Origin of the sequence: Corallococcus sp. AB018, from assembly GCF_003986945.1 — a bacterium.
GTDB lineage: Bacteria > Myxococcota > Myxococcia > Myxococcales > Myxococcaceae > Corallococcus > Corallococcus exiguus.
Genome location: NZ_RAWR01000142.1, coordinates 1 through 14,179 on the forward strand (window position 1 = coordinate 1; position 14,179 = coordinate 14,179).

Sequence of the window (14,179 nt, forward strand, 5' to 3'; positions counted from 1 at the left end):
CTCTTGGGTCGGGAGTGGCCACGTCCCATTATTTCTAAGCCGCCCCCGGCCCACGTCGAGCGTGGTGAGGCCCACCGTTCGCTGCCTCACTACCCCCTCAGTCGAGCACCACCCCGTGAACGCTTACCCTCGGAGCACTGGTCCAGGGAAAGGCCTCTCGCATCTGCTGCTTCGTCCATTCTTCCGTCGGGTGCGCTGTCACATTGAGGTGGAGGATTCGCCTGTCCCGGTGACTCACAACCACAAATCCCAACAGCACTCCAAACGTCGCAGTCGGAATGACAAAGAAGTCCATCCCCGCGGACTCCGCCAAATGCAAGCGCAAGAAGTTCCGCCATGTTGGTGACGGTTTCGGCGCTCCCCTTCCCGGTCTGGGCATGTACCGAGCGACCGTTGTCTGGCCTACTTCCATCCCCAGCTTCAACAACCCCCCATGAATGCGCGGGGCACCCCATGTCGGGTTGGATTCAGCCATGCGCCGAATCAACGCGCGCAGCTCCGGAGTTGCCCGAGGCCGCCCCACCCGACTCCGGGACTTCCAGCGCCAGAAGAGCCGGAAGCCCATCCGATGCCACTTCACCACTGTCGCCGGCTGAACCAGGCACAATGGCCTCCGCCACCCCTGCCAGAAGCGCTGGAGAAACACCCAGAAGAGGCGGTCGCCCCGAGCAAGCCTCGGTGATGGGTGCTTCTCGCGAAAGACTGCGAGTTGCTGGCGAAGAGCCAAATTCTCCAGAGCCAGTTCCGAACGGCTCCGCAAGGCCGAGCGCAACGTCTGAGCCAGCGCCTTTACGAAGGCCCGCATCCTGCCATTCTTGCCGGCCGTAGCCAGCACGCCAGAATTCTGCCGCGCCCCGTGACGGACCGCATGGCATCACAGAGGCATCTGCGCACACTCAACCACTTTCGCCCTGTCAAGCCCCAGCATTCTTCGGGCCCCTCCGCAGGAATGTGCATGCAATGACGCGTTCGCCGACGCACGCTTCTCGCCAGACCCGAATAGCCGGTAGCCACAGGCGTGCCATCGACGCCCTTGACCTCGTCGGTCGCATGATCGACTCGATGCGGTATGAGTCGACACAAATCAGGATCATGTGTGGCCAGATTCACGCCGAGCTCTGGCGATGGCTCCGTTTAGAAGGGGTGAACTGTCTTGTCACAGTTGGTGACGTTGAGGTCAGCGGAAAGCGTGAGTTCGGAACGACCTACGAGCGGCTGGAACTGGAGCTGCGCGGCACTTTGCGGAATAGCGCCGAGCCGTACCCATTCCACGTCTGGCTGACATTTCCAGATAGCCACATCATCGACGTGACCTACTTTGTATATAAGCATCACGATCTCCTGCCCGTGCCGTGGAGGTGGAGCAAGTATGTTGTGTGCTCGGATCACTCGTTCTCGCGAGGCGTGGACACGCGCTATGTTCCGTATTTGGTAGGCGATGCGACGATGGTCGAACGGATCATCTTCGACGAGCCTCTGGCACAAATCAGAAATCTCATGGAAACGCCGCAGGACCTCCTGGGCGCAATGGCTGCGCTCGGTCTTGGCGGTGAACCCGCAGCCAGGCTCGGCGTTGCCAGCGAAGCGGCTCATGGGAAAGTTGGCCGCAACGACCCGTGTCACTGCGGTAGTGGCCGGAAGTTAAAGCGATGCCACGGCTCCAGGGGCTAAGGCTGAGCCTTACCGGCCTTCCCTCAAGCAGGTCGTCTGGTGCCATCAGGCTCGAATACTCCCAGTCAGGGCCGGTACCGCTTGAGCTTGCCCCGGCTCCGAGGTCGCGAAGCAGATGCCTGGTTCCTCTCATGTTCCGGAGCGCTCACCCCGTGCGCTGCCCATGCTCAACCCACCCGAGGCGCTTCGCGCGCCCATGCTCCCGCATTACCTCGGGTGGGTGAACTACGGGTCCTCCGACACCACGAGGGCCATCAGGTTCCCAGCCCCCTCGCGGGATGTGGGCCTGCTCACTCGGTCGCGGCGCACGACCTCGGGGGTGGGTCGTATAGCTCACCGATGCGCCACTCGACCTCGACAACGCGGCTCACCTGGACGCACTCCCGCAGGCCTATGAGCGCTTCCCTGAGATCGGCGGGCGCACAGCGCTTTGACGTTGGTTCGTGGTGACTACTGGAGGGCCTGCGCGTCATCGCCCCCTGGGGAGAGCAGCCTCTCCATGGGGAGCTCCACTCCCTCTCGCGCCAAGTACGTGATGGTGACGACCTTGTTGTCGGTCGAATCCACACCGCGCACCGTCACGAACGCCGCGTTCCACACCTGCCGCTCCGGAGCCATGAAGGCCGTGCGCACGAAGTTGAAGGACTGCTCGTTGTCCCCATGTTCCGTCTCGATGCGGCACAGGCTGGCCCGGCACTCGATGGACCTGAGCTGCGAGGGGTCTGGCAGCGCGGCCCTCACGCCGTCCTTCGCTTGCCGCTCGGCGCTCCGCGCCCACGCGGTGTCGAAAGGCTCGTCTCCGAAGTAGGCCTCGAGGCGCTGTCTCACCTGCTCCGTGGAGGCGGACGAAGGGGCGGGCGTCCCCCCATCCTTGGGTGTCGCGCCGGCGAGCTCGGGTGTCGAGGCAACGGGCTCGGGTGCCACGGGCGAGGGGACGGGGACCTCGACGCGCGCTTCACGGAGACGGGCGGGCGGCGTGGGCTCGGGCGCGGAGGCCGGCCCCTGCCTCTCGGTCGCGAGCGGCTCCGCCATGGAGGCGCGTCGAAGGAGCTCGTCCCTGTCATGCCGCTGCTGGAAGAACAGCACGGTGGCGCACGCGCAGGCGAGGGCGCCTCCCGTCAAGAGATGCCGGGGCTTCATGGTCATGACCTCGGTGGAGGGAGCCGCCGCTCCCCGAAAGCCGGGGAGCGGCGGCTCGACGGGACTACTGGTACCAGTAAACGCTGTTCACGCGTGCGCCCTGGTTGAGGTCGCACGCGAGGTTCAGGGTGCCGCCGACAGGCACGTACACCGGGCCGAGCGCGACGCTCACGTTGGCGCCGAAGCTCGGGAGGTAGGTGACGGGCACCGACCACATCTGCGTCGCATCACGGCTGAGCGCGAAGAACCGGCAGCCGACGTTGTTGGCGGAGCTCGCGCCATAGGCATTGAAGGTGACCCGGTAGTTACCGGAGTCGTCGACCTGGAGCGGGTAGAACAGCCCGACCGTCCTGGGGCAGTTGTTCGTCTGCGTGGTCCACGACTCGCCCAGGCAGGCGCCATCCGCTTGGAGCTGGGGCTTGCCGTGCCACCCGGAGACGGTGCGGGCGCTGGCGGTCCCCGCCACGCTGCCGAGCACCACCGCTGAAGCAATGAGGATCCTCTTGTAATGGGCCATCGGTTCGACTCCTTGGAGTGAAGGTGCTTCGAGGCGTGTGAGAGTGTTTGCCGGAGCCGGCCCCTCGGCTCGGCGGCATGAGCGTGGAGGTGTGGAGTCGGTGCTTCGGTCGTGAAGGCCTCTCCATACGTCCTCGTCGGATGCATGGCTTTGCAGCTCGCATGCCGATCCAGTCGCCGCGTTCCTCGGACGCATCTGCCTCGGAGCGCACCTGACTGAGGCCCAGGAAGGCACGCCACGGACACAGCGCCGCGCGGTGCCAGGCACACCGTTTCGCTGTGTCGGATGGCCGGGGGCCGGGTGTCTGGGTAGACCATCATGGGCTACCATGACGGGATGGGGGGAAGCCGTGGACGATGACCGGGACGTCACTCCGGAGGTGGCACAGCTCACCGTAGGGGCCAGCCTCGTGCCGGACGGCTCGCCCGGAGCGGGGTCGGGCCAGCTCCACGGAAACTCTTCCGTGGGGCACTACACGTTGCTGGAGCTGCTCGGCCACGGCGGCATGGGAGAGGTCCACAGGGCCTGGGACAGGCGGCTGAGCCGCACCGTCGCGCTGAAGTTCGTGCGAGGCGCGGACCCGGACCGGGTGATGCGCTTCCTGCAAGAGGCCCGGATGCAGGCGCGAATCGACCATCCGAACGTGTGCGCGGTGTACGAGGTCGGTCATGCGGAGGGCCGGGACTACATCGCGATGCAACTCATCGAGGGCCAGCGGCTCGACCAGGCCGCGGCAGGGCTGTCGCTCCCGGAGAAGGTCCAACTGATGCGAGAGGTCGCCTCCGCGATGCACGAGGCGCATCGGCTCGGCGTCATCCACCGCGACCTCAAGCCGGGCAACGTCCTGGTGCGACGGCAGGAGGACGGGCGCTGCGCCCCGGTGGTGATGGACTTCGGTCTGGCGCACGAACCCGGCCTCGAGCAGGGCCTCACCCGGTCGGGCGCTGTGATGGGCACCCCCGCGTACATGTCACCGGAGCAGGCCCGAGGGGAGACGCGGGCCGTCGACCGGCGCTCGGACGTCTATTGCCTGGGTGCCACCCTCCACGAGCTGCTGACCGGCGCTCCTCCGTTCTCGGACAAGACGCTCGTCGGCGCCCTCAACAAGGTGCTCCACGAAGAGGCGCCGCCCGTGCGCACGCTCGTGCCTCACCTGCCCGGCGACCTGGAGGTCATCGTCCTCAAGTGCCTGAGCAAGGACCCCGGGCAGCGCTACCCTTCGGCGCGAGCCCTGGCCGAGGACCTGGGGCGCTACATCGACGGAGAGCCCATCCTCGGGCAGCGCCCGGGGCCGCTCTCCCGGCTATGGCGCCGCGCGCGCAAGCACCGGACCCTGGTGGCGAGCTCCGCCGTGTCACTCTCGCTCATCCTGGTGCTCTCGGTCCTGGGCATCACGTCCAGGTGGGACGCGCGACAGGCTCGACTGCAATCGGAGGGGCGTGCGCGGATGGCCGAGCAGCTTGGCCAGCAGGTGAAGGACCTCGAGTGGTTCCTGCGATTCGCATACACGGCCCCCCTGCATGACACCCGTCGAGAGCAGCAGCTCGTGCGTGAGCGCATGGCGCGCATCGCCGCCTGGCCTCACACGCTGGGGGCACCGGGAGATGCGCTCGTCCAGTACGCTCTGGGACGTGGCCATCTGGCGATGCAAGAGCTGGAACAGGCGCACACCGCGCTGACGCGCGCGAGGAAGCTGGGGCTGGACTCGCCAGAGCTCCATCATGCGCTGGGAAGGGGCCTCGGCGAGCGCTACCACCAGGAGATGGAAGCGGCGCGGCACGGGGGCGACCCGGCGTGGGTCGCGGCGCGGCAGCGCGCCCTCGAAGAACAGTACCTCCGGCCAGCGCTCCAGTCGCTCGAACGCAGCCAGGTGCTGGAGCTGGAGTCCCCCCAATATCTGGAGGGATTGATTGCCTTCTATCGCCACGACTACGACGCGGCGGCTCGGGCGGCGGCCCTCGCCGAGACCCAGGCGCCGTGGCTGTACGAGGCCCGGAAGCTCGCGGGCGACGTGGCCCACGCGCGAGCGATGGAGCAGTTGGAGCGGGGCAACTACGACGCGGCCCGCTCGGGCCTCCACGAGGCCCGCCGCCTCCATGAGCGCGCCGTGGAGCTGGGACGCAGTGACGCCCGGAGCTACGAGGCGCTGGCGGAGGTGGGGTTGCAGGAGGCGGAGTTGGACCGGCGCGAGGGGCAGTCTTCCGGGGCTTCGCTGCAGAGGGCGCTGTCCGCGGCGGAGCAGGGTCTCCAGGCCGCGCCGTCTCGCGGGGCTGGCTACACCCGGAAGGCTTTCATCCTCCTCAATCGGTACCGCGCCGCGAAACCGGGCGGTGAAGAGGTGGACCCGAAACGACTCCTCACCGACTGCATCGCGACCGCGTCGCGCGCGGTGGAGTTGTCTCCCCTGGACGTCCAGGCACACGACATCCTGGGCGTCGGCTATTTCTTCCTGGGGCTTCAGGCGTCCTGGGAGGGAGGAGACCCCGAGCCGTCCTGGCGCGAGGCCATCTCCCGGCTGGGTCGGGCCCTCGAACTCCAACCCCAATACCCCTGGGGACTCAACGACCTGTCGCTGGTGCATCGTTGGCGAGGCAATCGCCAGCGAGAGCGCGGTGAGGACCCATCCACCTCCTATGCCGAGGCGGAACGCCTCCTGCGTCTGGCCGTGAGGCACGACCCGAAATACGTGTTCGGGTACTCGAACCTGGCGGAGCTGTACAACGCGATGGCGGCTCAGCGGCTCGCGCGGGGGATTGATCCGGAGCCGGAGGTGCGAAAGGCCATCGCGGCGGGTGAGGCAGTGCTCGCCATCAACGGCAACTACCACTCCGCGCTGAACAAGCTGGGGCTCTCGGAGCTGCTTCGCGTGGAGTACTTCGTCGCCTCGGCGGCGGATGCACGGGCTCCGTTGGCGCGTGCCGCTCGCTGGTTCGAGCGCTCGCTCGGCATCAATCCGACCTTCGCGCGGACCCACTTCTTCCTCGCGACGGGGCACTTGTTCGCGGCGACCCAGGCCGTGGTGGAAGGTCGCGCCCCCGATGTCGCGCTCGAGGCGGGCCGGCATGCCCTGCGGGACGCGACGCTAGGGGATGCGAGCTGCGCCGACTGTCAGGTCCTGAGCGCGCGGCTGGCGCTCGTGGAGGCCACCTGGGTACGACGCAACGGCGGCTCCGGACTCCGACTCCTCCAGCTCGCGCGCGCCGAAGCGAGGAGAGCGGTGGAGATACAGCCCTACAACGAATCCCACCAGGAGCTGGCGAGGGCCTGCCTGCGTCTGGCGGAAGCTGTGTCTCCCCGCGAGGCCCCTGGCTTCATCTCCGAGGGCCTCGCGCAAGTGGACCGGGCGCTCACGCTGGACCCGAAGCTGGCTTCGGCTCATGCCGTCCGTGGAGGGTTGCTGTTGCTCCAGGCACGGCTGGCACGCGCGGAGGCGGCGCGCGCCGAGCGTCTGCGTCAGGCCCGCGAGTCACTGGTGAAGGCCCTCGTCTTCAATCCACTGCTGCGGCGGGAGTACGCGGAGGCGCTCCGCGAGGCGGGGCTCAGTCCGGCGCCGGGGTGAACGTGCCCGTGGCGAGTTTTCCCGTCGGTGTCCATGTGGGCGGCCTGGCGCAAGGCGGCACACCGAGCATGCCGGCGGGCGGGGCGATGTCGGGGACCCGGCGGTTCTCAGGGTTGAGGCAGACCGCGCCTTGGGGACTCCAGAGGGCCTCCAGCGTCCGAAGCTCTTCGACCTGGCTGTTCGCGTTCCTCCCCAGTCCGAACTGGTCGCGCTTGTCGATGCGCGTGCCATTCCGGGTGTAGCTCTTGAGGTCTCCGCGGCCGACGAAATACGCGGCGCGCTTGGCCTGCAGGCACGAGCCGAAGAGATGGCCGCGGAGCGTGTCGTAGACGCCTGTGTCGGGGTTCCAGGGGACGTAGCCCCAGTCGAGGCAGCTGACGATGGCCCCCGACTCACAGCCGATGGTGGTCCACGTCGGGACGGGCTCGACGGCTGCGTTCACGCTGTTGATGCGCAGCCCTGGCAGGAAGGAAGTTGCGTCCCTGCCGGAGGCGATGACGCCCCTCGGGTCGCAGTGATGCACCCAAGGCCCCGTGGCCTCCCGGTAGAGGACGTCATAGCCGCGGACCTGGGTCGAAGCCCCGGGGCGGGGCGTCACCGCCACCTCGAAGGTCGCCGCTCCTTCGCGCCCGCCGTCATCGGCTGGGAGCGAAACCCGGAGTCTCAGCTGGTGGAGGTTCTCGTCTCCAAGTTGAAGAACCTGGGTCGCGGTGTCGATGCAGTCGCTGGACATGGGACAGTAGTTCACGGTGAACCGGGTGCCCTCCGCCTGGATGCTGTGAATCGTGACGGACTCGCCTGTGCCGGATGTATGGGGATTCTGTAGCACTCCCGTCACGGTGTATCCGCCGAGCAGGTCCCCGGGCCTGCTGGGGACTCGGCCCATCAAGCGGACAGAGGGGCTGCGTGCGCTGGTCGAGGCCGGGATGTTCGCGAAGGCTTCGGGACAGAAGCGGGGTCTCCCATCCACCTGGAAGCAGTAGGTGCCGCCCTCGACGACGAAGATGCCCAGCCCGTTCGTCTCCGGAGGTCGGCAGCTGGGTTGCCCGGTCGGACATTCCCATGGCGACAGGGGTATGGCTTCCGGGGGGAGGACACAGGTCTCCGAGCGGCAGTCCTGGACGGGCAGGCTCTCGTTGAGGCCGGGCTCTCCGGGGGGCGTGGGCCTCACGCAGGACTTGCTCCCGGGGAACAATACACAGCACCCGCTGACCCCCATGGCCAGGAACAGCACCACCACGTACTGGAGCCTTGCGCTCACTCGCGAGCCGAGTCCGGGAGGGCGGAGGCACTGCTTCGTTGTCATTGCCAGTCCATTCATCGTGGGGCTTGTATAGCGAACGTCGTGCCAGAGCGGGCCGAGTGAACAGGGCTCCCCGCGCCGCGAGGAGTCTCGATGACTTGCGAAGCGACGCGGGCCCGCAGTGGTGGAGCGAGGGTCGGTGGCACAGGAAGAGGCACCGCCTGACGTGTGCCCGTGGCACAAGCGTATGATGGCAACCATGGAACGGGAACTGGAACGGTCGACGGTGCGCTCCAGCAGGGATGTCGCTGGCGCTCATGCGAGCGATGCGGCTCGTGTCCCAGGGCTGCTGCGCCTCTTCGGAGGAGGCCGGGCAATGGCCGTGGCGATGCCCTCGAGTGGGGAGGTCCTGGAGTTGGGGCGAGGCGCCACCGCGCTGGGTGAGGTCCAGGACGCGAAGATGTCGCGGCGTCATGCCCAGGTCCGCTTCGATGGGCGGAGCTTCTGGGTCACCGACCTGGGCAGTCAGAATGGCACGTTCGTGGACGGTGAGGCTTTTCCCAAGGGGACGGTCCATGAGGCGAGGCGTGTGGTGCGCATGGGGGACTCGCTCTTCGTTCCCTGCCAGGACCTACGGCCGTTCCAAGCCGAGGGGGTCCAACTCGTGGAGGGGTTCGTGCGGGGGCCGGCGATGCAAGGTCTGCTCGCGGAAGTCTCCCGGGCGGCCAGTCTTGGCTTTTCGCTGCACATCCATGGGGAGAGCGGTACTGGCAAGGAAGGCGTGGCACGCGCCTTCCACTTCCACTCTCACCGGCGAAGTGGCCCTTTCATCGCCGTCAACTGCGCGGCCATTCCCCTGAGCATCGCGGAGCGACTGCTGTTCGGCGCTCGGCGGGGAGCGTACTCAGGGGCCGACGTGGACGCCCCGGGTTACCTCCAGTCCGCGGATGGAGGCACCTTGTTCCTCGACGAGGTCGTGGAACTGGACCTGTCGGTCCAGGCCAAGCTCCTGCGGGTACTCGAGAGCAGGGAGGTGCTCCCGTTGGGGGCTTGGAAGGCACAGCCGATAGACTTGCGAGTCTGCTGCGCCAGCAACAAGGACCTGCGCGCCCTGGTGGCCAACGGGCAGTTGCGCGAGGACCTGTACTTCCGCATCGGCCGACCGGAGGTCACGCTGCCGCCGTTGCGCCAGCGCCCCGAGGAGATTCCCCTGCTGCTCGAGCAGGAACTCCAGCGGATCTCGCCCGGGATGGGCCTGCACGTCTCGCTGGTCGAAGAGTGTCTGCGGAGGCCCTGGCCCGGTAACGTCCGCGAGTTGCTGGTCGAGCTGCGCGGCGCGGTACAAGCCGCGCTCATGCAAGGCGCGTCTCGTGTCGAGGCACGTCATCTCGGTCCTGGCGCCGGAGCGAGCTTCGGGCCGGCCTTGTCACGGGCTCCCGAAGCGCAGCGAGAACCTCCTCGGCAGCGGGCGCCATCGAAGGCGAAGCCCCTGCCTCCCGACGAGCGTGCCCGCATCGAGCAGGCCCTGCTCCAGAACGGAGGCAACGTGACCGCCACGGCGCGAGCGCTCGGCATCCATCGCACGCAGCTCCGGAGGATGCTCGAGCGCCACGCACTCACTCCTCCCGATGCGGACGAACAGGAGTGAGTCAGGGAGACGGCCGCCCACCTCGAAGGCTCTATCGACGGAGGGGCGCTGGAGCCGGATGCATCCTCCTCTGCTCATGAAGAGGCTTCGGCTGGAGCCGAAGCGGCAGGACGCAGGGAGCGCTCCTCTTCGCAGCATGAGGGAGGCTGCTCTTCCGTAGGGCTGCTGGGGGGCGGCAGCATGAGGTGAACTCACGCGACTCCCACACCTCGATTCCCGCTGGCCGTGATGCCGAGAGGCGTTGATTACACGTACCACGCCAGACCGTGCTCACGACCGAAGTCCTGGTCCCGCTGGCCGTGATGCCGAGAGGCGATGCGCACATCTTCGTCTGCTTGGGGGTGTGCCTCCCCAAAATTCGGGCGCCGAGTCATGCGGGGCGTCAAGGCCACGTTCGACAGTGCGTCAGGCGAGTGAGCGCGACGCGTAGGGGCCGAGGCCATCGAGCGCCTGTAGCGGCGAAGGGCGAGGTGGAGCACCGGGGGCGGCAGCGGGGCGTACCAATCTGATGCTGCGCGCGGCCTGGCTCGACACGGCCTGCGGAGGCCTGCCCGCGTACGCCGTGGATGCCGGCCGGGCGCGGGTCGCGATTGGCCACGGGAGTCTCAGGACAAGGCCTCGCGCGTCCCCGGTCCCGCGCGCCTCGAAGCATGCGACTTTTACCCACCTCGGCACATCGCCCGCGAGCTCACGCGCGTCGCCACCACGCATTCCTTGTGAAGCAGGCATCGAGAGGATCAACACCACAGACGGGAGGTCACCCACTGAGTAGTTTGCGGATATTCACTCGGACCCCGATTGAAGGGCTCGCCCGGCCCGTCTTTGAAATTGCTGGATATTACTCGCCTTTCGGCCCTCAGAGAGTTGAGTCCTCTCAGAGATCGCCGAGAAGGAGTTCGCGCAGGGCTTCATTCGGGGAGCAAAAAAGAAGGCCCTGCCCCAACCCGGCAGGGCCTTTTTGCTTTCCTACGGGCCTCGCGATGAACACCGCGGGGCCTTCGTGCTCAAGCCGCTGAATCCCCAGGGATTTTCCTCGCGGTGCTGAAGAGCGCGCGCTGGCAGGGCGCAGCCCGTATGGCGGGGGGCCCGGCCGTCGATTCGGCTGGCCCGGCGCACGTCCCGCGTTTGGGCCACGTGCGGAGTCATCCGTCGCGCCCGTACAGCTTCCACGAAGCACTGCACGTCATACCCGGCATCCTCTGCGCGCCAGCCTCGACTCCGGGTCGGTCGTTGACGCGTGCGCGGCGTTGCTTCTCTTCTCGCCGTGGAAGTCGACGGTGGGGTTGCCCTTGTCGTCCGGAGGCTCCTGGCTCACCAGGTCAGGAGGAGTCCCTGCTCCGGTGCGGGAGGTCGTCCCCGCACCGGAGTTTTTCAGCAGCCTGCTAGCTCACGGGCACCGTCCCGCCGTCGATCACGTACTCCGCCCCGGTGATCGCGCTCGCTCGGTCCGAGACGAGAAACCCGATCAACTCGGCGACCTCGGCCGGACGCGCGGGGCGCCCGAGAGGAATTCCGCCGAGCGAGCGCATCACGAGCTCCTTCGCGCCCGCCTCGTCGGTGCCGTTCTTCGCCGCGATCTCGCTCATGAATCCGACGGAGGCCTCGGTCTCGACCCAGCCCGGTGACACGCGATTCACGCGCACGCCCTGCGGCGCGACCTCCTTCGAGAGGGCCTTGCTGTAATTCGAGAGTGCGGCCTTGGCCGAGGCGTATGCGGTCGTCGCCTCATGAAGCGGCATCTGCCGCTGGATCGACGTCACGTGCACGACCACGCCGGTCCGGCGCTCGCGCATTCCGGGGACCAGTGCCCGGTCGAGACGCACCGCCGCCATCAGGTTCAGGTCGATCGTCTTCTGCCACGCGTCGTCGTCGAGGACGGAGAAGCCGCCCGCCGGCGCCGACGTTCCACCCACGACGTGGACCAGGATGTCCATTGCTCCGGCGGCCTTCACGACGCGCGCGCAGCCCTCGGCCGTGGCGACATCGGCGGCGATGAAGCCCTCGCCCGTTCCCTCCCGCGCGGTCGTCAACACCGTCGCGCCGGCCGCGCGCAGCCATGCGACCACCGCCTTGCCGATGCCCTTCGTTCCGCCCGTCACGAGCGCGCGCTTCCCCTCTAGCTCTCTCATCACGTCATCTCCTTCCGCAGGGTTGAAATGGGCATCACGGCTCACGCGCCGATGCTCAAAGCCGCGATCCGATCGCCCTTCATCCGGAACGCAAAGGTGAGCGTGATGGGACTGCCGGGAAACTGGCCCGTCACTTTCGCGCGAACCTCGCAGGCATCGTCCTTCGCGTTCACCTCGATCGGCTGCGCGACGGCCTGATACTTCACCTGGGAGTCACGCCACCATTCGTCGATGGCCGCATGCCCGACATGCCGATGTCCCTCATCCTCGACAACGGCATCGGGCGCGAAGGCGTGGAGCGGCGTGGCACTGTCCGCGTCGAAATAGGCTCGAATTGATGGGTGCATTGTCATGACCCAAGACGTAAGCCCGCGCGATTGCCCGCTCAATAGGGACAAACTAGGATGTGACATCCCGACCTACAGGACTATCGATGTATCAACCCGGACTGAATGATCTCGATGCCGTCCTCGCCGTCGCTCGCAGGAGCTCGTTTCGCGGCGCTGCCCTCGATCTCGGGATGTCGACGACGGCGATGAGCAGCGCGATCGCGAAGCTCGAAGCACATCTTGGCGTCCGCCTCTTCAACCGCACGACGCGCAGCGTCTCGCTGACCGACGCCGGCAGAGCGTTCGTCGAACAGGTGGCTCCGGGACTCGAGGACATCCGCGGCGCGATGGACGCGGCTCGCTCCCAGCAGGCAAAGCCGTCCGGCATGCTGCGCATCAACACATTTGCGACAGCGGCGCGCGAGATCCTCGCGCCACTGGTGCTGGAGTACCTCCGCCGCCATCCGGACGTGCATGTCGACGTCGTGACCGAAGGCCGGCTGGTCGACGTCGTCGCCGAGGGGTTCGACTTCGGCGTGCGGATGGAGAACCTCGTGCCCACCGACATGATTGCCATTCCGCTTGGAGAGCCCCAACGCCATGCCATCGTCGCTTCGCCGGCGTACCTGAAGAAGCACGGTCGGCCGCGCGTCCCATCGGACCTCTTCCGTCATCGGTGTATCCGGGTGCGCTTGCCGAACGGCAGCCTCTTCCGGTGGGAGTTCCGTAAGCGGGGGCAGACGGCCCTGATCGATGTGACGGGGCCCATTACGCTGGACGAGGCCAGCCTCTCGCGGATCGCAGTCCTGGAGGGCATCGGACTCGGCTTCTTCATGGAGCCGGACGTGCGAGGCGACATCGAAGCGGGACGCCTCGTTCGCGTGCTCGAGGACTGGACACCGGAGCTCGCTCGGCTCTGCCTCTACTACCCTGGCCGGCGCAATTCCTCGGCCGCTCACACGGCGTTCGTCGCACTGGCCCGCGAAGTCGCGGTAGCTCGCAAATGAGGCTCGCAGAATGAAAAGTCATGAGCATCCTGCGGGAAGACCGAAGATGCATAAAAAGGCGTGCCGCGATGGCAGCCGCCGGTGAAGCGCTCGGGTCCTTCCACGCTCATCCCGCTTTGCGACGGAAGTGGAGCGCCTGCACGCCGGACTTGAACCGCTGCGTCGAGAGGAGCTCGAGCTGCCGCGCACTCGACAGGCCATGAAACAACGTCGGCCCGCGGCCACTGATGATGGGATGAACGACGATGCGGTACTCGTCGATGAGCCCCCACTCCTCGAGCGCAGCCGCGAGCTTGGGCGCTCCGACGAGGACACCCCGCTCGGTCTTCACTTTCAGCGCCGAGATCGCCTCGCGAAGGTCACCCTCCACCTTGATCGTGTTCTGCCACGGAAAGTCGCTCCGCGAGCCCGACACGACGTACTTCGCCTTCGCCTCGAGCTTCTGTGCCCACTCGCGCATCGCGCGCGGCGCCTTTTCGTCGCGTGCCACCGCGGGCCAGGCTCCCTCCATCAGCTCGTAGGTGTTGCGCCCGAAGAGCATCGCCCCGCTCTGCTCCATGAGCTGCCTCCAATAGTCGTGCAGTTCGTCGTCCACGATCCCCTGCGTGTGATCGATGCACCCGTCCAAAGTCACATTGAGACCGAAGGTGAGGAGGCCCATGGCGTGGGATTCTACGAAAAGCGCGCCCAGCGCGCAGCAGCCCGAGCCATCGACGCAATGCCCCATCCCCGGTGGGTATCGGCGAGCAGAAACCCGACGACATCCAATCCATCACCCGGATCTGCTGCGCACTGCGCGCAGAAACCAGACCCCATCGCGGGCGATACTCCACGCGATTCGTCGAACGGGTACGGACTTCCAGCAGCAGGCAGCGACCGCTGGCGAGAGCAGGCAGGCCGCAGTGCCGTACACGGATGGATTCAAGTCCCAGAGGG

General features: G+C 67.1%; 12 protein-coding genes and 1 pseudogene. 6 read left to right on the forward strand and 7 right to left on the reverse strand.

Features of this window, described 5'->3' with window-relative positions:
- Positions 1-960: 960 nt before the first annotated feature.
- From D7Y11_RS26965 to D7Y11_RS45235, 3 genes are all read left to right on the forward strand, one after another.
- Positions 961-1,671 carry a YecA family protein gene (locus D7Y11_RS26965; protein WP_126935134.1) on the forward strand — a complete coding sequence of 237 codons (711 nt, stop codon included), beginning with the start codon at positions 961-963 and terminating at the stop codon, positions 1,669-1,671.
- Positions 1,672-1,786: 115 nt separating this feature from the next.
- Complete coding sequence (locus D7Y11_RS44450) at positions 1,787-2,068, forward strand: DUF5953 family protein (protein WP_306770467.1); 282 nt, start codon at positions 1,787-1,789, stop codon at positions 2,066-2,068.
- On the forward strand, positions 2,043-2,105 hold the full coding sequence (locus D7Y11_RS45235) for a DUF5953 family protein (RefSeq protein WP_306466080.1): 63 nt from the start codon (positions 2,043-2,045) through the stop codon (positions 2,103-2,105). Before D7Y11_RS44450 ends, D7Y11_RS45235 begins: the two co-directional genes overlap by 26 nt.
- A 16-nt stretch (positions 2,106-2,121) precedes the next feature.
- On the opposite strand, the gene D7Y11_RS26970 is transcribed toward D7Y11_RS45235, so the two are convergent.
- Together D7Y11_RS26970 and D7Y11_RS26975 are read right to left on the reverse strand one after the other, a co-directional pair.
- The gene (locus D7Y11_RS26970; RefSeq protein ID WP_126935135.1) at positions 2,122-2,811 is read right to left on the reverse strand and encodes a hypothetical protein; all 690 of its coding nucleotides are present in this window, start codon (positions 2,809-2,811) and stop codon (positions 2,122-2,124) included.
- A 64-nt stretch (positions 2,812-2,875) separates the two neighbouring features.
- Complete coding sequence (locus D7Y11_RS26975; protein WP_120578103.1) at positions 2,876-3,328, reverse strand: hypothetical protein; 453 nt, start codon at positions 3,326-3,328, stop codon at positions 2,876-2,878.
- Positions 3,329-3,677: 349 nt separating this feature from the next.
- On the opposite strand from D7Y11_RS26975, the gene D7Y11_RS26980 reads away from it, so the two are divergent.
- Complete coding sequence (locus tag D7Y11_RS26980) at positions 3,678-6,887, forward strand: serine/threonine-protein kinase (protein WP_233607403.1); 3,210 nt, start codon at positions 3,678-3,680, stop codon at positions 6,885-6,887.
- On the opposite strand, the gene D7Y11_RS26985 is transcribed toward D7Y11_RS26980, so the two are convergent.
- Positions 6,868-8,148 carry an ADYC domain-containing protein gene (locus D7Y11_RS26985; RefSeq protein WP_126935137.1) on the reverse strand — a complete coding sequence of 427 codons (1,281 nt, stop codon included), beginning with the start codon at positions 8,146-8,148 and terminating at the stop codon, positions 6,868-6,870. The genes D7Y11_RS26980 and D7Y11_RS26985 overlap by 20 nt on opposite strands.
- Before the next feature lie 358 nt (positions 8,149-8,506).
- Here D7Y11_RS26985 and D7Y11_RS26990 point away from each other — a divergent pair, with 358 nt between their 5' ends.
- Positions 8,507-9,778 (forward strand): sigma 54-interacting transcriptional regulator, encoded by a 1,272-nt coding sequence (locus tag D7Y11_RS26990; protein ID WP_233597134.1) that lies wholly within the window; start codon positions 8,507-8,509, stop codon positions 9,776-9,778.
- A 1,195-nt stretch (positions 9,779-10,973) separates the two neighbouring features.
- Here the strand turns inward: D7Y11_RS26990 and D7Y11_RS26995 are convergent.
- The 3 genes and pseudogenes from D7Y11_RS26995 to D7Y11_RS27005 all read right to left on the reverse strand — a co-directional run.
- Positions 10,974-11,084, reverse strand: a pseudogene (locus D7Y11_RS26995) (IS5/IS1182 family transposase); the annotation flags it as partial.
- Positions 11,085-11,160: 76 nt separating this feature from the next.
- The gene (locus tag D7Y11_RS27000; protein ID WP_233597135.1) at positions 11,161-11,952 is read right to left on the reverse strand and encodes an SDR family oxidoreductase; all 792 of its coding nucleotides are present in this window, start codon (positions 11,950-11,952) and stop codon (positions 11,161-11,163) included.
- A complete protein-coding gene (locus D7Y11_RS27005) occupies positions 11,949-12,254 on the reverse strand; it encodes a nuclear transport factor 2 family protein (RefSeq protein ID WP_233597136.1) in 306 nt (101 codons plus the stop codon). Before D7Y11_RS27005 ends, D7Y11_RS27000 begins: the two co-directional genes overlap by 4 nt.
- Positions 12,255-12,340: 86 nt before the next feature.
- On the opposite strand from D7Y11_RS27005, the gene D7Y11_RS27010 reads away from it, so the two are divergent.
- Complete coding sequence (locus tag D7Y11_RS27010; RefSeq protein ID WP_126935138.1) at positions 12,341-13,243, forward strand: LysR family transcriptional regulator; 903 nt, start codon at positions 12,341-12,343, stop codon at positions 13,241-13,243.
- A 106-nt stretch (positions 13,244-13,349) separates the two neighbouring features.
- Here D7Y11_RS27010 and D7Y11_RS27015 read toward each other — a convergent pair whose 3' ends face one another.
- Complete coding sequence (locus tag D7Y11_RS27015) at positions 13,350-13,904, reverse strand: dihydrofolate reductase family protein (RefSeq protein WP_120578123.1); 555 nt, start codon at positions 13,902-13,904, stop codon at positions 13,350-13,352.
- Positions 13,905-14,179: the final 275 nt, after the last annotated feature.